This window comes from Micromonospora sp. NPDC051196, assembly GCF_040682415.1.
Classification (GTDB): Bacteria; Actinomycetota; Actinomycetes; order Mycobacteriales; family Micromonosporaceae; genus Micromonospora.
Window position 1 is genome coordinate 16,450 of the sequence record NZ_JBFBAY010000023.1, and the last position, 19,202, is coordinate 35,651.

At 70.2% G+C, this 19,202-nt stretch carries 19 protein-coding genes; 15 read left to right on the forward strand and 4 right to left on the reverse strand.

Annotation, left to right across the window (positions count from 1 at the left end; genetic code table 11):
* Positions 1–18 precede the first annotated feature (18 nt).
* The 11 genes from AB0M35_RS27020 (at position 19) to AB0M35_RS27070 (ending at position 10,679) form a co-directional block, all read left to right on the forward strand.
* Complete coding sequence (locus AB0M35_RS27020) at positions 19–963, forward strand: ABC transporter permease (RefSeq protein WP_363748792.1); 945 nt, start codon at positions 19–21, stop codon at positions 961–963.
* The gene (locus AB0M35_RS27025; protein ID WP_363748793.1) at positions 960–1,853 is read left to right on the forward strand and encodes an ABC transporter permease; all 894 of its coding nucleotides are present in this window, start codon (positions 960–962) and stop codon (positions 1,851–1,853) included. Before AB0M35_RS27020 ends, AB0M35_RS27025 begins: the two co-directional genes overlap by 4 nt.
* The gene (locus AB0M35_RS27030; RefSeq protein WP_363748794.1) at positions 1,850–2,848 is read left to right on the forward strand and encodes an ABC transporter ATP-binding protein; all 999 of its coding nucleotides are present in this window, start codon (positions 1,850–1,852) and stop codon (positions 2,846–2,848) included. The genes AB0M35_RS27025 and AB0M35_RS27030 overlap by 4 nt, the downstream gene beginning before the upstream one ends.
* Positions 2,835–3,884, forward strand: a complete 1,050-nt coding sequence (locus tag AB0M35_RS27035) for an ABC transporter ATP-binding protein (protein ID WP_363748796.1) — start codon at positions 2,835–2,837, stop codon at positions 3,882–3,884. Before AB0M35_RS27030 ends, AB0M35_RS27035 begins: the two co-directional genes overlap by 14 nt.
* A 94-nt stretch (positions 3,885–3,978) precedes the next feature.
* Entirely contained in the window at positions 3,979–4,437 is a 459-nt protein-coding gene (locus tag AB0M35_RS27040; RefSeq protein ID WP_363748798.1) for an Rrf2 family transcriptional regulator, read from the forward strand.
* 251 nt (positions 4,438–4,688) lie between these two features.
* Entirely contained in the window at positions 4,689–5,708 is a 1,020-nt protein-coding gene (locus AB0M35_RS27045; RefSeq protein WP_363748799.1) for a sulfate ABC transporter substrate-binding protein, read from the forward strand.
* The gene (cysT, locus tag AB0M35_RS27050; RefSeq protein ID WP_363748801.1) at positions 5,705–6,553 is read left to right on the forward strand and encodes a sulfate ABC transporter permease subunit CysT; all 849 of its coding nucleotides are present in this window, start codon (positions 5,705–5,707) and stop codon (positions 6,551–6,553) included. Before AB0M35_RS27045 ends, cysT begins: the two co-directional genes overlap by 4 nt.
* Positions 6,546–7,382 (forward strand): sulfate ABC transporter permease subunit, encoded by an 837-nt coding sequence (locus AB0M35_RS27055; protein WP_363748802.1) that lies wholly within the window; start codon positions 6,546–6,548, stop codon positions 7,380–7,382. Before cysT ends, AB0M35_RS27055 begins: the two co-directional genes overlap by 8 nt.
* Positions 7,379–8,383 carry a TOBE-like domain-containing protein gene (locus AB0M35_RS27060; protein ID WP_363748803.1) on the forward strand — a complete coding sequence of 335 codons (1,005 nt, stop codon included), beginning with the start codon at positions 7,379–7,381 and terminating at the stop codon, positions 8,381–8,383. Before AB0M35_RS27055 ends, AB0M35_RS27060 begins: the two co-directional genes overlap by 4 nt.
* Positions 8,384–8,715: 332 nt before the next feature.
* Positions 8,716–9,945 carry an SfnB family sulfur acquisition oxidoreductase gene (locus AB0M35_RS27065; RefSeq protein WP_363748804.1) on the forward strand — a complete coding sequence of 410 codons (1,230 nt, stop codon included), beginning with the start codon at positions 8,716–8,718 and terminating at the stop codon, positions 9,943–9,945.
* Positions 9,946–10,157: 212 nt separating this feature from the next.
* The gene (locus AB0M35_RS27070) at positions 10,158–10,679 is read left to right on the forward strand and encodes a flavin reductase family protein (RefSeq protein ID WP_363748805.1); all 522 of its coding nucleotides are present in this window, start codon (positions 10,158–10,160) and stop codon (positions 10,677–10,679) included.
* Positions 10,680–10,742: 63 nt separating this feature from the next.
* On the opposite strand, the gene AB0M35_RS27075 is transcribed toward AB0M35_RS27070, so the two are convergent.
* Genes AB0M35_RS27075 through AB0M35_RS27085 form a run of 3 tightly spaced genes read right to left on the reverse strand, consistent with a single transcriptional unit; the run spans position 10,743 to position 13,750 of the window.
* Complete coding sequence (locus AB0M35_RS27075) at positions 10,743–11,696, reverse strand: carbohydrate kinase (RefSeq protein ID WP_363748806.1); 954 nt, start codon at positions 11,694–11,696, stop codon at positions 10,743–10,745.
* Between the two features lie 10 nt (positions 11,697–11,706).
* Complete coding sequence (locus AB0M35_RS27080; RefSeq protein ID WP_363748807.1) at positions 11,707–12,654, reverse strand: family 43 glycosylhydrolase; 948 nt, start codon at positions 12,652–12,654, stop codon at positions 11,707–11,709.
* A gap of 49 nt (positions 12,655–12,703) precedes the next feature.
* Complete coding sequence (locus tag AB0M35_RS27085) at positions 12,704–13,750, reverse strand: LacI family DNA-binding transcriptional regulator (RefSeq protein WP_363748808.1); 1,047 nt, start codon at positions 13,748–13,750, stop codon at positions 12,704–12,706.
* 365 nt (positions 13,751–14,115) lie between these two features.
* On the opposite strand from AB0M35_RS27085, the gene AB0M35_RS27090 reads away from it, so the two are divergent.
* The 4 genes from AB0M35_RS27090 to AB0M35_RS27105 are packed head-to-tail and all read left to right on the forward strand — an operon-like array spanning position 14,116 to position 18,471.
* On the forward strand, positions 14,116–15,477 hold the full coding sequence (locus AB0M35_RS27090; RefSeq protein ID WP_363748809.1) for an extracellular solute-binding protein: 1,362 nt from the start codon (positions 14,116–14,118) through the stop codon (positions 15,475–15,477).
* Between the two features lie 45 nt (positions 15,478–15,522).
* Positions 15,523–16,494 (forward strand): sugar ABC transporter permease, encoded by a 972-nt coding sequence (locus AB0M35_RS27095; protein ID WP_363748811.1) that lies wholly within the window; start codon positions 15,523–15,525, stop codon positions 16,492–16,494.
* Positions 16,491–17,318, forward strand: a complete 828-nt coding sequence (locus tag AB0M35_RS27100; protein ID WP_363748812.1) for a carbohydrate ABC transporter permease — start codon at positions 16,491–16,493, stop codon at positions 17,316–17,318. Before AB0M35_RS27095 ends, AB0M35_RS27100 begins: the two co-directional genes overlap by 4 nt.
* A gap of 4 nt (positions 17,319–17,322) precedes the next feature.
* Complete coding sequence (locus AB0M35_RS27105) at positions 17,323–18,471, forward strand: serine hydrolase domain-containing protein (protein ID WP_363748814.1); 1,149 nt, start codon at positions 17,323–17,325, stop codon at positions 18,469–18,471.
* Positions 18,472–18,569: 98 nt separating this feature from the next.
* Here AB0M35_RS27105 and AB0M35_RS27110 read toward each other — a convergent pair whose 3' ends face one another.
* Positions 18,570–19,031, reverse strand: a complete 462-nt coding sequence (locus AB0M35_RS27110) for a VOC family protein (RefSeq protein ID WP_363748815.1) — start codon at positions 19,029–19,031, stop codon at positions 18,570–18,572.
* Positions 19,032–19,202: the final 171 nt, after the last annotated feature.

Sequence of the window (19,202 nt, forward strand, 5' to 3'; positions counted from 1 at the left end):
GCCGGCAGGGGACCGCAGGTGGCCCGCTTCGTCATCCGCCGACTGCTCCAGTCCACCATCGTGCTGCTCGGTGTGACGCTCGTGGTGTTCCTGCTGCTCCAACTGGTCCCGGGTGACCCGGTCCGGGTGGCGCTCGGCACCCGGTTCGACCCGCAGACCTACGAGGCGCTGCGGGCTCGGGCCGGGCTGGACCAGCCCCTGGTGGTGCAGTATTTCGACTATCTGCGGCGGGCGCTGACCGGCGACCTGGGGGTCAGCTTCCGCAGCGGACGGCCGGTCACGGAGATCGTGTTGGAACGGCTGCCCGCGACGCTGTCACTGGCCGTCACCGCTGTGCTGTTCGCGTTGCTGATCGCGCTGCCGCTGGGCATCCTCTCGGCGATGCGCAGCGGGTCCTTCGTCGACCACGCGGCCCGGGTGTTCAGCCAGTTCGGTGTCTCGGTGCCGGACTTCTGGATGGGCATCATGGGCATCCTGCTCTTCGCCGGGGTGCTCGGCTGGCTGCCGCCCTCGGGGTACGTGGCGTTGACCGAGGACCCGGCCCGGTGGGCGTCGCACGTCGCGCTGCCGGCGGCGACGGTGGGTCTGGTCACCGCGTCGATCCTGACCCGGTTCATCCGCTCGTCGATGCTGGAGGTGTTGTCGGAGGACTACGTCCGCACCGCCGAGGCGAAGGGGCTGCGTACCCGGGTGGTGGTGCTGCGGCACGTGCTGCGCAACGCGTTGATCCCGGTGGTGACCGTGGTGGCGGTGCAGTTGGCCAGCCTGCTCGGCGGCGTGATCGTGATCGAGGTGCTGTTCGCCTGGCCCGGCATCGGCCGGCTCACCTTCGACGCGGTGCAGGCCCGCGACTATCCCGTACTCCAGGGCGCGGTGCTGCTGGTCGCGGCGCTGTTCCTGCTGGTCAACCTGCTGGTGGACATCCTCTATGCCCGCCTCGACCCGAGGATCACGGTCAAATGAGCGCGCCGACCGCGCACCGGAGCGAGGGGCAGTTGCGGCGTGCCCTGTCGGCGTTGCGCCACGACCCGTTGGCCTTGACCGGCACCGCGGTCCTGGTGCTGCTGGTCGTGGTGGGCGTGGCCGGGCCGTGGCTGGCGCCCGCCGGCATCAACGACGTGGACGTCGACCGGATGCTCCAGCCACCCAGCTGGGCGCATCCGTTCGGCACCGACGAACTCGGCCGCGACGTGCTCAGCCGGGTCATGGTCGCCGCCCGGGTGTCGCTGCAGGTCGGCGCGGTCAGCGTCGGCATCGCCCTGCTCGCCGGGGTCACCCTGGGACTGTTCGCCGGCTACTACCGGGGCTGGCTGGACAACCTGCTCATGCGCTGCATGGACGTGCTGTTCGCGTTCCCGGTGCTGCTGCTCGCGGTGGCCATCGTGGCGGTGCTCGGGCCGGGCCTGCTCACCGCGATGATCGCCATCGGGGTGGTCTACACGCCGATCTTCGCCCGGGTCACCCGAGCCGGTGTGCTCTCCGTGCGGGAGCAGGTCTTCGTCCGGGCGGCCGTCTCCATCGGCGCCTCCGACCTGCGGATCATGCGCCGGCACGTGTTGCCGAACATCGCGGCACCGCTGATCGTGCAGACGTCACTGTCGCTGGCCTTCGCGATCCTGTCCGAGGCGGCGCTGTCCTTCCTCGGCCTCGGCGTGCAGCCACCGGCACCCGCCTGGGGGCGGATGCTCTACGACGGTCGGGGTTTCGTCACCGACGCCTGGTGGCTGGGTGTCTTCCCCGGCGCCGCGATCTTCCTCACCGTACTGGCGTTCAACCTGGTCGGCGACGCGTTGCGCGACGTGCTCGACCCCCGACAGCTCACCGTCAACGAGGCCAGGAGGAGCACCGGATGAGCGATGCCGCCGTACTGGCCGTCTCGGATCTGACCGTCACCATCGGCACCCGGCGCGGTCCGGCCCGCGCGGTGGCCGGAGTCGACTGGTCGGTCCGGGCAGGGGAGACCCTGGCGTTGGTGGGGGAGTCCGGCAGCGGCAAGAGCATGAGCGTGCTCGCCGCCACCGGCCTGGCACCGCGCGCCGCGCGGGTGACGGGAAGCGTACGACTGCTCGACGCGGACTTCACCGCGTTGCCGGCGGATCGGCGGCGGCGGATGCGGGGGCGACACGTCGGTTTCGTCTTCCAGGATCCGATGACCTCGCTCAATCCGGTGCTGACCGTGGGCCGGCAGGTCGCCGAGGCCGGCGAGGAGCATCTCGGGTTGACCCGACGGGCGTCCCGCGCTCGTGCCGTCGAACTGCTCGACCTGGTCGGCATCCCGTCGGCTGCGCAGCGGGTCGACGCCTACCCGCACCAGTTCTCCGGCGGCATGCGCCAGCGGGTGGTGATCGCCATGGCGTTGGCCTGCGAACCTGATCTGCTGATCGCCGACGAGCCGACCACCGCGCTGGACGTCACCACCCAGGCGCAGATCGTGGAGTTGGTCGCCGATCTGCAACGGCGTCTGGGCACCGCGGTCGTCTGGATCACCCACGATCTGGGTGTGGTCGCCGGCATCGCGGACACCGTGGCGGTGATGTATGCCGGGCGGATCGTCGAACAGGGGCCGGTCGACGCGGTGTTCGGCCGGCCGGGGCACCCGTACACCTCCGCTCTGCTCGCCGCCCGACCCGACCCGGGCGGCGGCGGTGGCGACCTGGTCACCATCGCGGGCGCCCCGCCCAGTCCGCTGGCGTTGCCCGCCGGCTGTGCCTTCTGGCCCCGCTGTCCGGTCCGGAGTGACGCCCGATGTGAGCACGAGCTGCCGCCGCTGGTCGGCGTCTCCCCGGCACACCACGTCCGCACCTTCTACCCGCAGCGAACCGACGGGGAGGGCCATGAAGCGTCGTGAGCGGGAGAACACGCAGGTGACACCGGCCGGCGGGGTGCCGACGCAGCGGGGCTCGGCCGACGTGGTCGCCGAACTCGACGACCTGCGGGTCTGGTTCCCGACGTCGGCCGGTGTGGTTCGAGCGGTGGACGGGGTGTCGTTGCAGGTACGCCGGGGCGAGACACTGGGACTGGTGGGGGAGTCCGGCAGTGGGAAGTCGACCACCGGGCTGGCGCTGCTGCGCCTGGTCGATCCCACCACCGGCAGTGTCCGGGTGGCCGGGCAGGACGTGACCGGCTGGTCGCGGCGTCAGCTGCGGGCCCTGCGGCGTCGGGTCGCGATGGTGTTCCAGGATCCGCAGGCGTCGCTCGATCCCCGTCGTACCGTCGGGTCCAGCATCGCCGAGCCGCTGATCGTGCACCGGCTCGTCGACGGTGGCGCCGCGCGGCGCCACCGCGTCGAGGAACTGCTCGACATGGTGGGGCTGCGTCGTGATCTCGCCGACCGGCATCCGCACGAGCTTTCCGGTGGTCAGCGGCAGCGGGTGGGTATCGCCCGCGCGTTGGCCGGCGAGCCGGATCTGATCGTCCTCGACGAGCCGATCGCCTCGCTGGACCTCAGCGTGCAGGCGCAGATCATGAATCTGCTGCGTCGTCTGCAACGGGAGTTGGGACTGACCTACCTGTTCATCGCCCACGATCTGGCCGCCGTCGAGCACATGAGCGACCGGATGGCGGTGATGTATCTGGGCCGCATCGTGGAGAGCGGTACGCCGACGCAGATCTGGCGGGAGCCGGCCCATCCGTACACCGCCGCGCTGCTGTCGGCGATTCCGGTAGCCGACCCGAAGGTCGAGCGGGAGCGTCGGCGGGTCATCCTGCGCGGTGACATTCCCAGCCCGGTGGACCCGCCCGGCGGCTGCCGATTCCGGACGCGCTGCCCCCAGGCCCGACCCGACTGCGCCGAGACCGATCCGGCGTTCGTCGAGGTCGCCACCGGGCACCGGGCGGCCTGCCTGTACGCGGGAGAGGCGGTGCGGGCGATGCGCGTGTCCTGAGGCACCCGCCGGGGAGTGCTCTTGACGCGCCGCACAACGCTGTCCAGTATTCCTATATGTTCGATGGAGTATGTAGGGCATCGGGAGCGTAGTCGTGTATGTGTCAGCGCGATCGGACTACGCCGTACGGGCCATGCTGGCGATGGCGCACCGGCATCCGGAGCTGGTGAAGGCGGCCGTGCTCGCGGCCAGCCAGGACATCCCGTACTCCTTCCTCCAGGGCATCCTGTTGGACCTGCGTCGGGCCGGCCTGCTGCACAGCTCGCGCGGCTCCGACGGCGGCTACTCGCTGACCCGCGCGCCCGAGGAGATCACCATCGGTGACGTGTTGCGGGCGACCGGCGGGCCGTTGACCACCGTTCGGGGTGCCCCGGCCGAGGTGGCGACCTACCACGGGGTGGCGGCCGGACTGGGCGAGGTGTGGCTGTCGGTGCACCGCGCGATCGAGCGGGTGGTCGACCGGTCCAGCCTCGCCGACCTGCTCGTCCCAGTCGACAAGTCGACCCGCGACACGGCCGATCGTCGGGGTGTCCGCCCCGGCCCCGCTCGGTAAGGCTTGAAAACCTGTCGAGTTAGTGGGATATTCGGTGCGCGGTCGGGGCGGGCGATCGATGCTGCCGCGCCGGCGGGAGCCGAGTGCGGCGGCGAGTCGCGCTGTCCCGGCAATCGCTGGTCGGGCATCGGGGCCCGGTCTGCGGCCGTGACCTCATGTTGTTTTCTCGTTGCACCTCAAAACGGGCATATTCCCTATCTAGTCGGTCGGATTTATAGAGTGCGGGCGCGCACTGGAGGAGGACAACTGCGATGAGGCTCCGGATCAGAACGGCCATCGCCCTCGCCATGGTCACCGGCCTGGCCCTGTCGGGCTGCGGCGGAGGCACCTCGGCGAGCGACTCCAGCACGTTGAACATCGTCGGTTTCGCGGTGCCCGAGGCGGCCAACAAGGCCATCGCCGCGGAGTGGAACAAGACCGATGCGGGCAAGGGCGTCCGCTTCAAGTCCTCGTACGGCGCCTCCGGTGACCAGAGCCGCGCGGTGGTCTCCGGCCTCAAGGCCGACTACGTGCACTTCTCGGTGAGCAGCGACGTGACCCGCCTGGTCGACGCCGGCCTGGTCGACCAGGGCTGGGACGACGGCCCGAACAAGGGCATCGTGTCCTCGTCGGTGGTGGTCCTGGCGGTGCGCAAGGGCAACCCCAAGAACATCCAGGGCTGGGACGACCTGATCAAGCCGGGCATCGGCATCGTCACGCCCAACCCCGCCTCCTCGGGTGCCGCCCGCTGGAATGCCCTCGCCGCCTGGGGACACGTCGCCGCCAACGGTGGCACCGACGCCCAGGCCGAGGAGTTCATCACCAAGCTGTTCGCCAACGTGGTGTCGCTGCCCAACAGCGGCCGGGACGCCACCACCACCTTCCTCGGTGGCACCGGCGACGTGCTGCTGGCCTACGAGAACGAGACGATCCTGGCCCGGCAGAACGGCGAGGAACTCGACTGGGTCCTGCCCGCCACCACCATCCTGATCCAGAACCCGGGTGCGATCCTCAAGGATGCCGACCCGAAGGCGAAGGAGTGGCTGGACTTCGTGCTCGGCCCGCAGGGGCAGCGGCAGTTCGCCCTGACCGGCTTCCGCCCGATCATCGACGGCGTCGACACCAGCGGCATCGAGGGCGCGCTCGACCCGAGCAACCCGTTCCCGGCGCCGCAGAAGCTGCTCACCGTCGATGCGGACTTCGAGAGCTGGTCGGCACTGTCCAAGAAGTTCTTCGACGAGAACGAGGGCATCGTCACCAAGGTCATCGCGGCCTCCGGGAAGGCGAAGTGACCTCGGCAACCCTTGCTCCGGACCGGCCGGCGGGCAACCGCCGGTCGGTGCGGGGCGGCCTGCCGCTGACCCGGGTGTCCGGGCTGGGCCTCGGCGTGGCGATGGTGTGGTTCAGCCTGCTCGTGCTGATTCCGCTGGCCGCCGTCGCGGTGGCCGCCGCCGAAGGCGGCTGGGCAGGCTTCTGGCGGTCGGTGACCAACGAGCAGACCGCCGCCACCATCCGACTGACCGTGGGCACCGCGCTGCTGGTCACCCTGGTCAACATCGTGATGGGCACCCTGATCGCCTGGGTGCTGGTACGCGACAGGTTCTTCGGCAAACGGGCGCTGGAGATCCTCATCGACGTACCGTTCGCGCTGCCGACGATCGTCGCCGGCCTGGTGCTGCTGTCGCTGTACGGGCCGAGCAGCCCACTCGGGGTCAACATCGCCAACACCCGGATCGCGGTCTTCCTCGCCTTCCTGTTCGTCACCCTGCCGTTCATCGTGCGGACCGTGCAGCCGGTACTGGCCGAACTCGACCCGGAGGTGGAGGAGGCCGCCGCGTCGTTGGGCGCCAGCCGGTACACCACCTTCCGGCGCATCGTCCTGCCGAGCCTCACCCCGGCCATCGCGGCGGGCGCGGCACTGTCGTTCGCCCGCGCGGTCGGCGAGTACGGCTCACTGGTCCTGCTCACCGGCAACCTGCCGATGCGTACGGAGGTCGCGTCCGTACGCATCCTCAGCAGCATCGAGAACGACAATCTCGACAGCGCGGCGGCGGTCGCGGTGGTGCTGCTGGCCATCTCGTTGGCCGTCATCGTCGTGCTCGACGTCATTCAGCGGAGGGTGATGCGCCGTGGCTGAACACTCGATCACCACCCGCAACCAGGTCGGCCGCCGACCCGGCCGGTACGTGCTGCGGACCGTGGTCGCCGCGTACCTGTTCTTCCTGGTGGCGTGGCCGTTGTACCTCGTCGGCCGCAACGCCTTCGCCGACGGTTTCACCAGCCTCAACGACATCCTCACCGATCCCGACGTCACTCACGCGTTGCGGCTTACCGTGGTCATCGCGGTCACCGCGGTCGTGATCAACACGGTGTTCGGCGTCGGCATCTCGATCCTGCTGGTCCGCTACGACTTCCCCGGCAAACGGCTGCTCAACGCCATGCTCGACATGCCGCTGTCGGTCTCGCCCATCGTCGTCGGCCTCGCCCTGGTGCTGGTCTACGGCGGTCGGGAGGGCTGGTTCGGCCCGACGCTCGAAGCGGCCGGCCTTCAGATCATCTTCGCCACGCCGGGCATGGTGCTGGCCACCGTGTTCGTGGCGTTGCCGCTGGTCATCCGGGAGGTCGTACCGGTCCTTCAAGAGATCGGCGACGAGCAGGAGCAGGCCGCGCGCAGCCTCGGCGCCAACGCCGTGCAGACGTTCCGCCGGATCACGCTGCCGGCGATCAAGTGGGGCGTGATCTACGGCGTCGTGCTCAGCCTCGCCCGTTCCCTCGGCGAGTTCGGCGCGGTCAAGGTCGTCTCCGGCAACGTGCTCGGCGAGACCCGTACGGCCACCCTCGTCGTCGAGGAGAAGTACCTCAACTTCGACAAGGGCGGCTCGTACGCGACCGCGTTCCTGCTGGCTCTCGTCGCTGTCGCCTGCATCATCGTCGTGTCCGTCCTCAGGCCGAAGGAAGACCGTTGAGCATCGAGATTGTCAACGTCGGCAAGCGTTTCGGCGACTTCGTCGCGCTGGACGACGTGTCGGTGAGCATCCCGTCCGGCCGCCTGACCGCCCTGCTCGGTCCCTCCGGCGGCGGCAAGTCCACCCTGCTGCGGATCATCGCGGGCCTGGAGCGCGCCGACACTGGGAAGGTGGAGATCGAGGGCGTGGACGCCACCGGTCTGCCGCCGCAGAAACGCAACGTCGGCTTCGTGTTCCAGCACTATGCCGCGTTCAAGCACCTGACCGTACGCCGCAACGTGGCCTTCGGCCTGGAGATCCGCAAGCGACCCAAGGACGAGATCCGCCGGCGGGTCGACGAACTGCTCGCCCTGGTCCACCTGGAGCAGTTCGCCGAGCGGCTGCCCGCGCAGCTCTCCGGCGGGCAGCGCCAACGGATGGCGCTGGCCCGGGCGCTGGCCGTCGAGCCGACCGTGCTGCTGCTCGACGAGCCGTTCGGCGCGCTGGACGCCAAGGTCCGCAAGGAGTTGCGGGACTGGCTGCGCCGGCTGCACGACGAGGTGCACGTCACCACCGTCTTCGTCACGCACGACCAGGAGGAGGCCCTGGAGGTGGCCGACGAGATCGTGGTGATCAACGAGGGGCGGGTGGAGCAGATCGGCTCGCCCGACGACCTGTACGACCGCCCGGCCAACGAGTTCGTCATGCGCTTCCTCGGCCCGGTCACCCAGCTCGGCGACCAGTTGGTCCGCCCGCACGACCTGCAACTGTCCACCGCAGGCACCCTCGGCCTGGCGGCCCGGGTCACCCGGGTTACCCGGATCGGCTTCGAGATCCGGGTCGACGTGACCACGACCGGCGGTCAGCCGGTGACGGCGACGCTCACCCGCAACGAGTTTCTCGCCCTGGGCGTCGCGGTCGACTCCGAGGTGCGGGTCCAACTCGCCCCGGGCAGCCCCAGCACGACCGTGAGTACGCCCGCCACTCGGTCCGTCCCGCCCACCCTCGCCGTGACCGGCTGATCCACGAGGGACCGGTGACCGACACCGGCGACCCGGTCGTCGGGTCGTCGGTGTCGGCCCTGTCGAGCGACGGCACGAACGGTTCAGCTCGACAGAACGCAGCGCGCGATGCCGCCTCCGGGGCAGCTGTGCGGTGGGGTGGCCTGACGCTGGGCGGCACCACGAGTCCCGTGCAGCGGACCGGGACGGTCCTGGTGATGACAGTGGCGTATGGCACGCGAATTGACGGTGCCTCCCCGCAGGCGCAACACTATGCCCTATCTAACAGGTAGGAATAGAGTGCTGTCTACCAGGGGTAACTGGCGGCACTGCGCTCGAAGGAAGGTGGGCTTGTGTCGACGACCCAGCTGATCCGTACGGATGAGGAGGCCACCCAGATCGCCCGGAAGCTGGCGGCCTCGTACGCCCTGCACGCCGGCGACCGGGACCGGGAGCGACGCCTGCCCGAGGCCGAACTGGCCGAGTTGTCCGCCTCCGGCCTGCTGGGGATCACGGTGCCCGCGGCCTTCGGCGGGGCCGAGGTCTCCGTCGCGACGCTGGCCGAAGTCTTCCGGACGCTGGCGACGGCGGACGCCAGTCTGGCCCAGATCCCGCACAGCCACGTCGTCTTCCTCGAGGCGCTGCGCTTGCAGGGTACGGAGAGTCAGCAGCGACGCTACTTCGACGCCGCGCTGGCCGGGCAGCGGTTCGCCAACGCGCAGGCGGAGCGGGGCGGCCGTACGGCCGCCGACGACGCCACCACCCTGCGGCCCCGTGCCGGCGGCGGGTATGTGCTGCACGGCGAGAAGTTCTACTGCACCGGGGCGCTGTTCGCCGACTGGCTGGTGGTCCGTGCCGTGCTGTCCGGCGCCGGGCCGGCGGTGGATGCACCACCCAGCACCCCCGGTGCGCCGACGTCCAAGGTGCTTGCCTACCTACCCCGCAACACCCCCGGGGTGACGGTGCATGACGACTGGGACGGGATGGGGCAGCGCACCACCGCCAGCGGGACGGTGCTGCTGGAACAGGTGCTGGTGGAGGAGACGCAGGTGGTGCCGTACACCTCGATCTTCGAACGGGCGACCACCTACGGTGCGCGGGCGCAGGTGCTGCACGCCGCGCTCGACGCCGGCATCGCCCGTGGCGCGTTGGACGCCGCGATCGTCCAGGTCGCCCGGGCACGTCCGTGGTGGGAGTCCGGGGTGGCGCGGGCCAGCGAGGAACCGCTGCTCGTCCAGCAGGCCGGTGAGTTGGAGATCCTGGTTCGGGGCGCGGAGGCGCTGGTCCGAGAGGCGGCGCTCGCAATCGACGCGGCAGAGGCGAACCTGACCGAAGACAGCGCCGCGCGCGCCTCCGTCGCCACCGCGATCGCCAAGGTGGCCACCGCCCGGGCTGCGGTGGAAGCATCCTCGGCGCTGTTCGACATCGGTGGAACCAGATCGGCTTCGGACTCGCTGAACCTGTCCCGCTACTGGCGGGACGCGCGCACCCACACCTTGCACGACCCGGCGCGGTGGAAGGTCCAACACGTCGGCCGCTGGCTGCTCGACGGCACTCTGCCGCCTCGGCACGGGCAGCTGTAGCGCGTTGCGGGCAGCGGGCGTCCGCCTCCAGCTCCTTGTCACGGACTGGAGGCGGCCGCATAATACCTATAACCCATCGGATAGGTAGGTATATCGTCCGGACTCCTCGGCCGCCGGTCGTAGGCCCTGGCCGAGGGCCTGTTCGCGGCCGTCGGTCGGCATCCGGCGGGCCGGCGCCGACCGTGGCCCCCTTCGAACCCCGGGAGGACCCCATGCCACCGTCCATCGATGATCTCGCGCCGGTCGACGCCGACGTGGTGGAGATCCGGAATCTGTTGAGTCACCAGGCGAACACGGTGACGGTGGTGACTGCGCCGGGGGCGCCGGCGGTCGGGTTCACGGCGACGTCGTTCACGTCGGTGTCGTTGGCGCCGCCGGTGGTTTCCTTCTGCGTGCACACCGGATCGTCGAGTTGGTCTGCGGTTGCTGCCGCGCGGCATGTGGGTGTGCATCTGTTGGCGCATCATCAGCAGGACCTCGCGCGGACGTTCGCCGCCAGCGGGGTCGATCGGTTCGCTGCGCCGACTCGATGGTGGCCGGGGCCGCAGGGGGTGCCGATTCTCGACGGCGCGTTGGCCTGGTTGTTGTGCCGGGTGATCGACCGAGTGACGGTGGGTAGTCATGCCATCGTGTTGGCCGAGCCGGAACTGGTCCGTCGTGCGGAAACCAGCTCGCCGCTGCTCTACCACCGTGGCCGATACACCGGGCTGGCACCGGTACCGGTGGTCGCCTGACGAGCCGCCCTGCTCGCCGGTCACCTGCTCCCTCTGGAGGCATGCCGCGGCCCGGTGACGCTGTCAGACGGCCGGGAGTGGACCGCCCGCACCCGCGCAACCCGTCAACTCCTCCCGACAGGGTGGGTCGGCGCCCGCCCGGGTGCAGGTGACGGCGGCGACCTCGACCGCGTACCGCAGCGCGGCGGCGACATCCTCGTCGGTCCACCCGTCGGCGGCGTGGGACAGTTCGGCCAGCAACCCGGCGGTGAACGCGTCACCGGCGCCGATGGTGTCCACCACCTCGACGGCCGGTGCCGGTTGCCGGAACCTGCGGGTGCCGGAGAGGGCGAGCGCCCCGTCGGCTCCCAGGGTCACCACCGCGAGGGCGGCCCCGAGGTCTCGCCAGTGTCGCAGGACGTCCTCGACGGGCCGGCCCGGATAGAGCCAGGCGACATCCTCCTCGCTGGCCTTGACGAGGTGGGCCAGTGCCGCCAGGTGCTCGATGCGGGCGCGGGCCTGAGCGGGGGTGCCGATCAGACCGGGCCGGATGTTCGGGTCGATGCTGATCAACGCGCCCCGGGCCCGCGCGGTATGCAGGGCGTCGGCCACCCGGTCGGCGCCGGGGGAGAGGAACACCGCCAGCGAACCGGTGTGCAGGATGCCCCGGCCGGTCAGCGCCGGGGACAACTCCTCGTCGCGCCACTGCCAGTCGGCGGTGCCCTCGACGTAGAAGTCGTACGCGGCCACCCCGTCGCCGCGCAGCGAGGCGATCGCCAGGGTGGCCGGATCGTCGGTGTCGACGGCGTGGCGCAGGTCGACACCGTTGCCCTCGGCATGCGTACGCAGTTGCCGGCCGAACCGGCTGGTGGAGAAGCGGGCCAGCAGCGCGGCCGGTACGCCGAGCCGGGCCAGCCCGACGGCGACGTTGAGCGGGCTGCCGCCGGGATGGGCGGTGAACCGGCCGTCCGGGGCCTGCACCAGGTCGACGACCGCCTCACCGAGTACGGTGACTCCCAGGCCGGGCCTGCTGTCCACTGCCCGCACCTCAGCTGCCGGTGGCGGCCGGTAGCCGGGGGAGCAGGCCGACAGCCGGGTCGTAGCGGACCGGGACCGGGTCGCCGATCTCACCGACGAACTCACCGTCGACGTGGTCGACGAAGCCGATCAGCGCCCAGCCGTCGCCGTCGGGCACCAACCGTGGCGCGTACAGGTGCGGTAGCGCGATCGGCTGCGCGGCGGTCACGTCCCACGGGCCCTGGACCGTCGGCGCGGGGACCACCCAGAGTTGGTGCTCGGCCGTGCGGGTGGCGGCGACGGCGTTGGTGCAGAACAGCAGCAGCGGCTGGCCGTCCACCACGGCGACCTGGGGCACCTCGAGGTGACCGAAGCCGGCCGGTGCGGACAGCGGCGGCTGAACGGTCCAGTTGAGCAGGTCCGGGGAGGTGGCGTGACCGATCACGCCTCGCCCGTCGGCGGGTCCCTGGTTGGCGCGGGCGGTGACGAGCATGTGCCAGCCGTCGCCGGTCGGGTCCGGGAACACCCACGGGTCACGCCAGGCCTGCTCGTACCACATCTCGCGGTCGAGCAACTCGTACCACGTCGGGTCGGCCTGCACGAGTGGGCCGTCGCCGTGCCGGTGCCAGGTGGTCAGGTCGTCGGAGACGGCCAGGCCGATGCGCTGCACGAGGCCGTCTTCTGCCCGGCCGACGCCGGTGTAGAACAGGTACCACCGCCCGTCCGGGCCGCGGACCGTGCAGCCGGTCCAGGTTGCCAGGTCGTCCCAGCCGGGGGAGTCGGCGGGCACGAGCGCGTCGGGGACCAGCCGCCAGGAGCGTAGGTCGGTGGAGACGGCGTGGCCGATCGAGGCACGCCGGTGGCGGCGGTGTGGGTCGAGCAGGGCCCGGGAGGCACGCAGGAAGAACGCGTGCCACGAACCGTCGTCGTCCTGGGCGTACCAGCTGTCCCACACCCAGTGGTCGGGCAGACGTAGCATGGCGGGGAAGGTATCAGTAAATCGGTTTAGCGGCCAGGGTGGGCTGCTCTCAGTCGTGCTCCGCCGCAGGTGATCCGCTCGGCGGCGCCACCGACCGGCGCCGACGTAGCGGCATCGGGACGAGCGACTGCGCCGGAGCGTTGCCGTCGAGCAGCAGTTCCACCGCCCGGCGCCCCATCTGCTCGTGCGGCAGAGCAGCCGTGGACAGCCGGGGGCGCAGCCAGGAGGCGGTGGGGTCGTCGTCGAAGGAGATCACCGAGAGGTCGTCGGGGATGGTCAGCCCCGCCTCACCGAGCGCCTGGTAGGCGCCGAAGGCGAGCCGGTCGTTCATACAGATGATCGCGGTCGGCCGGTCGGGCCGGGCCAACAGTGCCCGGGTCGCGGTGTAGCCGTGTTCCGGCAACCACTCGGGGCAGAAGTTCTCGACCAGCAGTTTGACCCCGGCTGCGGCGAGGGTGGCCCGGATGCCGCGCAGTCGGGCCTCGGCGGCCAGCGAGATCTCCGGATCGCGTTCCTTCTGCCGGTTGCGCCCGATCAACGCGATCCGGTCGCGGTGGCCGTACCCGAGCAGGGTCTCGGCGATGGTGACCCCGGCCCCCTCGTCGTCCGGTAGCACGCAGGGCAGTTCCTCGGCGCTGGTCGCGTTGAGCAGCACCACCGGGCCGCTGAGGATGGCCGGCGGCACCGACAGGCGGCGGGTGGCCATGGCCGCGTAGATGACGCCGTCGACCTGGCGATCCAGGATCGCCTCGATGGCGTACTGCTCGAACGCCGCGTCGCCCTGGGTCTCGGTGATGAGCAGGACGTGGTCGCGCTCGCGGGCGGCGTCCAGGGCGCCGCGGATCAGGCCACCGGCGAAGCGGGTGGTGGCGACGATGTCGGAGACGAACGCGATGGTGGCGGTCTTTCTGGTACGCAGACTCCGCGCGGCCACGTTGGGCCGGTAACCGAGTTCCTCGGCCGCCGCGAAGACCCGCTGGTGTGCCTCCGCGGACAGTCGGGTCCCCTCTCGCCCGTTGAGCACCATCGACGCGGCGGTCTTGGACAGCCCTGCCCGCTTGGCGACATCGGCCAGGGTTGCTCGGTCACGGCCCATCAGTCCTCCGATCGCGGCGGTCCGTCGGGCGCCGCCGTCCCCCATCATGATGCGTTGCGGCGCGCGACCGGTCACCGGCGGGCGGCCCGACCTCGGTCGGGGTCCGCCGGGTGAACTGGCTGTTTCCGGACCGTTGCGAACTGCTGCTTGACAGTGCCCGGCATCACGCGCATGCTCTGCTAAATCAGTTTAGCGACGTGATGTAGCCGCTGGCGGAGGGCGTGATCCGCCGAATTTGTCATTGGATACCGCGAGCCGGAGTTCCGGCGCGACGTCCGACGAATGCCGGCCGGTAGCCGGCATCGGTACGACGTCGCCCCGGCCGCCAGGCGGCGAGGCGCGCGGACGAGTCAAGGAGCATTGAGGTGCCGGAGTTCTCGACCAGGTTCACCCGACGCCGGCTGGCACTGCTGGTGCCGCTGCTTACCGCCGGCCTGACGATCACCGCCTGTAGCGCGCCGGGCACGGAGCAGACCACGTCGGGTGACGCCGACGCCGCGGTCAGCACCGAACTCGGCACCGACCCGATCATCCTGGAGATGTACGCCGAGACCGGCTTCCCGTTGGCCAAGGCGCTCGCCGACGAGTTCACCAGGCAGCATCCGAACGTCACGTTCAACGTTCGCGAGGACCAGTTCACCGTCATCGTGGAGAACGCGCCGCGCGTACTCGCCTCGGACAACGCGCCCGACATCATCCGGCTGCCCACCATGGTCGACCTGGTCAAGGACGGGTTGCTGAAGAATCTCGACCCGTACTTCGACGCCCACGGCTGGGACAAGTTCCCCGCCTCCCAACTGGTGCAGTTGCGGCTCACCGACGGCGGCGCCCAGCGCGGCAGCGGCTCCCTCTACGGCATGGGGCTGGGCTACAGCGTCACCGGCGTGTTCTACAACAAGAAGCAGGCCGAGCAGATCGGCATGACCCAGCCGCCGGCCACCATCGCCGAGTTCGAGGACCTGCTGGCCAAGGCCAAGGCCGCGAACCTGCTGCCGATCATGCAGTTCAACAAGAACACCGCCGGCATCAACTTCCCGCACCAGGCGCTGCAGAACCAGTTCGGCGACCCGCAGCAGATCGCGGACTGGATCTTCCAGAAGCCGGGTGCCACCTTCGACACCCCGGCCGCGCTCAAGGCCACCGAGACCATCCAGAAGTGGGCCCAGGCCGGCTACTTCCCGAAGGACGCCAACGCCATCGACTACACCGCGATGATGGGCGAGTTCATGAAGGGCAACGGCGTGTTCATGTTCAACGGCGACTGGGAGTCGGCGAACCTGGACAAGAACATGGCCGGTGAGGTCGGCTTCTTCCTCTTCCCGGGCGAGACCGCCGAGGCCAAGCGGGTCGCGATGTCCGCACCGAACACCTTCGGCGTCGGCGCCAAGGCCAAGAACGCCGACGCCGCCGCGTACTTCCTGAACTGGGCGCACACCAACGAGAAGGCCCGGGACATCTCGGTGAACGTCGGCGGTTCGCACCCGGGCGGCCCGAGCGCACTGGCTCTGCCGGCTGTGGGCGACGGCACCGTGCTGGCCGAGACCCTCAAGGCCTCGCAGCAACTCGGTGCCGACAACGGTGCCGTCGACTTCACCGCCAACGCCACCGGCGGCATCTTCGCCTCGGCCATCACCCCGGAGATGCAGAAGCTGATCGCCGGCCAGCAGAACCCGCAGGGATACGTCAAGGCGGTCCAGGCCGAGTACGAGAAGGAACTGTCCCGTTGACATCGGCCCCGGCCTGAGGGCCGGGGCAGCCACGGAAGGAATCCGATGACGTCTGCCCTCGGCAGCGTCCCCGCCGGGCCGGGCACCGCGTCCCGGCCCGGCGGGGTGGACCCTGCGCGATCCGTGCGACCACGTCGAAACCGCCGGGGTCGTACGGCCCGGTGGATCGGCTGGCTCTGGGTCCTGCCCGCCCTGCTCATGTACGGCTTCTTCGTGCTGCGTCCGCTCACGCTGACCGTGCAGTACTCGCTGTACCGCTGGAACGGCATCGGGCCGGCCCGGTGGGTCGGGTTCGACAACTACCTGACCGTCTTCACCGACCGGGACCTGCTGAAGATCATCACGAACGCGTTCGTTCTGATCATCTTCTTCAGCTTCATCCCGGTCGCGCTCGGCCTGCTGGTGGCCAGCCTGGTGCGGCGGATCACCACCGGACCGGGCGGCACCCTGGTCCGTACCGTGCTGTTCCTGCCGCAGGTGATCCCGCTGGTCGCGGCCGGCATCGCCTGGAGTTGGGTGCTGTCCAGCAACGGCCTGGTCAACCAGTTGCTGCGGGCCGTCGGCCTGGACCGCGTCACGCGACCCTGGCTCGGCGAGTTCAGCACCGCGCTGCCGGCGGTCGGCGTGATCGGCACCTGGATCATGCTCGGCCTCTGCACCATCCTGCTGGTCACCGGCATGAGCAAGATCGACCCGTCGCTGTACGAGGCGGCCCGGATGGACGGTGCCGGCCCGATCCGCGAGTTCTTCGCCGTGACCCTGCCCAGCCTGCGCCAGGAGATCGGCGTCTGTCTCACCGTGACCGTCATCGCGGCGCTGGCCAGCTTCGACATCGTCTACATCTCCACCAGCGGCGGACCGGGCATCCAGACCACCGTGCCGGGCCTGGAGATCTACCGCCTCGCCTTCTCCCAGCGGCAGGTCGGGCTCGCCTCCGCCCTGGGCGTGGTGCTGATGCTGCTGGTGCTGGTCTGCGTGCTGCCGATCCAGCGGCTGACCCGAGGGGAGAAGCCATGAACCTGACCAGTCGCAGCGAGCGGGTGAGCGGACGGATCTTCCTGATCGCCCTGGTCGTGGTCACCCTGCTGCCGTTCCTGAGCATGCTCTCGGCCGCCCTGCAACCACGGGGTACCGTACCCACCGGTCTGGCCTGGCCGTCGGACCCGCAGTGGAGCAACTTCGCCGACGCCTTCACGGCCGCGAACATGGGGGCCCTGCTCAAGTCGAGCATGCTGATCGTGGCCGGGGTGGTGCCGATCGGAGTGCTCATCGCGACCATGGCCGGCTTCGGACTCGGTCACCTGCGGGTGCCCGGCGGTCACCTTGCCTTCGGGCTGCTGCTGCTCGGCCTGACCCTGCCCTTCGAGGCGGTGGTCACTCCGCTGTACTACCAGATGCGTGACCTGGGCCTGCTCAACACCCGCTGGGCGATCATCCTGCCGCTGATCGGTCTCTACATGCCGTTCGCGGTGTTCTGGATGCGGGCCCACTTCACCAACGTGCCACCCGAACTGTCCGAGGCGGCACGGGTCGACGGCAGCAACACCTGGCAGTTGTTCTGGCGCATCCACGTGCCGCTGGCCCGCCCGGCGATCGCCTCGCTGACGATCCTGCTGTTCCTCTGGACCTGGAACCAGTTCCTGCTCGCCATCGTCATGGTCGACGATGCCACCAAGCGGACCATGGCTGGTGCCCTCGGCGCTTTCCAGGGACAGTGGGGAACGGATCTGGTGCTGCTGTGCGCCGGATCGCTGCTGATCCTCACCCCCACACTCATCGTGTTCCTGATCTTCCAGCGACAGTTCATCAAGGCCCTGCTCCAGGGCTCAGTGAAGGGATAACGGGTTGAGCGACACCCAGATCCACGGTCAGGCCGACGACGGCTTCGGTCGGGTCGCCGACGTGTTCCGTGACAACTTCGCCCTGCGACAGGAGGTGGGCGCCGCGGTCGCCGTCTACCTGCGGGGCCGCAAGGTCGTCGACCTGTACGGCGGTTCGGCCGACCCCCGCTCGGGACGCCCGTGGACCGCGCAGACCCCGGCCGTGGTCTTCTCCTGCACCAAGGGGATCATGACGATCTGCGCGTACCTGCTGGTCCAGCAGGGCCGGCTGGACCTGGACGCGCCGGTCACCCGCTACTGGCCCGAGTTCGGCCAGCACGGCAAGGCGGAGATCCCGGTACGCTGGCTGCTCACTCACCAGTCCGGCCTGCCGGCGTTGGACAAGCCCTTCACCCGCGAGGAAGTGCTCGCCTGGGAACCGGTGATCCAGGCGATCGAGGCGCAAACGCCACTGTGGAAGCCGGGCACCGCGCACAGCTATCACCCGATCACCTTCGGCTGGCTGATCGGCGAGGTGATCCGTCGGATCACCGGCGAGATGCCCGGCGCCTGGTTCGCGCGGGCCCTCGCCGAGCCGCTCGGCCTGCGAACCTGGATCGGACTGCCGGCCGCCGAACGCGACGCGGTCGCCTGGATGTTGGGGCCGATCGGCGATCCCGGCCCGGAAACCGACGCGGTTTCCGAACGCGCCATGACCATGGGCGACGCCTTCCCCTTCCCCGCCGACTCCAACGGCCTGGTCAGCTTCAACGACCCGGCCATCCAGGCGGCGCAGGTCCCCGGCGCGGGCGGGATCAGCACGGCCGAGAGCCTGGCCCGTCTCTACGCCGCCTGTGTCTCCGAGGTCGACGGCCCCCGCCTGCTCACCACCGCGTCCGTCGACGACGCGCTCACCGTCCGGGCCGCCGGGCAGCAGGTGTACGGCCACCCCGACGCCGGGCACCGCTGGGGCACCGGATTCCTCGTGCACTCACTGCCCCGGCCGATGCTCGGGCAACGCAGCTTCGGCCACGACGGTGCCGGCGGGCACCTCGCCTTCGGCGACGAAACCCACCAGGTCGGCTTCGGTTACGTGGTCAACCAGATGGGCGGCTTCGACGACGAACGGGCCAACCTGCTCAGCGCCGCGGTGCGCGACTGCCTGGGCGATTAGCAAACGGGTGCCGCCGTCGGGCCCGGCGGCCCGACGGCGGCACTGTCCCTCTCGGTCCCGGACGCCGTGCACACGTCGACCAGAGGGCGCGCGACCGGTCAGTCCAGGCAGAACTCGTTGCCCTCGGGATCGGTCATCACGATGAATCCCGCTTCGAACGGCGCGGCGGGTTCGACCCGGCGTACCCGGCTGGCGCCCAGCGCGACCAGTCGAGAGCACTCGGCCTCCAGTGCGGCCATCCGCTCGTCGCCCTGCAACTCGGGCGCGACCCGCACGTCGAGGTGGACGCGGTTCTTGGTGACCTTGTCCTCCGGCACCTGCTGGAAGAACACCCGGGGGCCGTGCCCGTCCGGGTCCTCGATGGCCGATCTGGTGTTGCGCTGCTCCGGCGGCACCCCGAGGCGGGCGAGGAAGTCGTCCCAGGCGGCCAGCGGGTCGGCGCCGTCGGGCAGATCGACGCCGGGCGGGCCGGGATGCACATAGCCCAACACCTCCCGCCAGAAGGACGACAGGGTGATCGGGTCGTGAGCGTCGAAGGTGACCTGGACGTGGCGGCTCATCGGGTTGCTCCGTTCGGTGTCGGATAACGTAGCCACCCTGCCACCCCGCGGCGGCGCCCTGGGCCCCGGCGCGTCGGGGCCGGCCACCGACCTAGCAATTCCAATGCTGTCGATGTTAACGTTCGCAGGCGCATCCGCGTGGCAAAACGTCGATCTCCGAGCGCGGTGATG

Bases quoted from the DNA above. Each gene is read 5' to 3' on its own strand.
- AB0M35_RS27025 (WP_363748793.1), top strand. From the start codon at position 960: ATGAGCGCGCCGACCGCGCACCGGAGCGAGGGGCAGTTGCGGCGTGCC.
- AB0M35_RS27030 (WP_363748794.1), top strand. From the start codon at position 1,850: ATGAGCGATGCCGCCGTACTGGCCGTCTCGGATCTGACCGTCACCATC.
- AB0M35_RS27035 (WP_363748796.1), top strand. From the start codon at position 2,835: ATGAAGCGTCGTGAGCGGGAGAACACGCAGGTGACACCGGCCGGCGGG.
- AB0M35_RS27045 (WP_363748799.1), top strand. From the start codon at position 4,689: ATGAGGCTCCGGATCAGAACGGCCATCGCCCTCGCCATGGTCACCGGC.
- AB0M35_RS27070 (WP_363748805.1), top strand. From the start codon at position 10,158: ATGCCACCGTCCATCGATGATCTCGCGCCGGTCGACGCCGACGTGGTG.
- AB0M35_RS27080 (WP_363748807.1), bottom strand. From the start codon at position 12,654: ATGCTACGTCTGCCCGACCACTGGGTGTGGGACAGCTGGTACGCCCAG.
- AB0M35_RS27085 (WP_363748808.1), bottom strand. From the start codon at position 13,750: ATGGGCCGTGACCGAGCAACCCTGGCCGATGTCGCCAAGCGGGCAGGG.
- AB0M35_RS27095 (WP_363748811.1), top strand. From the start codon at position 15,523: ATGACGTCTGCCCTCGGCAGCGTCCCCGCCGGGCCGGGCACCGCGTCC.
- AB0M35_RS27100 (WP_363748812.1), top strand. From the start codon at position 16,491: ATGAACCTGACCAGTCGCAGCGAGCGGGTGAGCGGACGGATCTTCCTG.
- AB0M35_RS27110 (WP_363748815.1), bottom strand. From the start codon at position 19,031: ATGAGCCGCCACGTCCAGGTCACCTTCGACGCTCACGACCCGATCACC.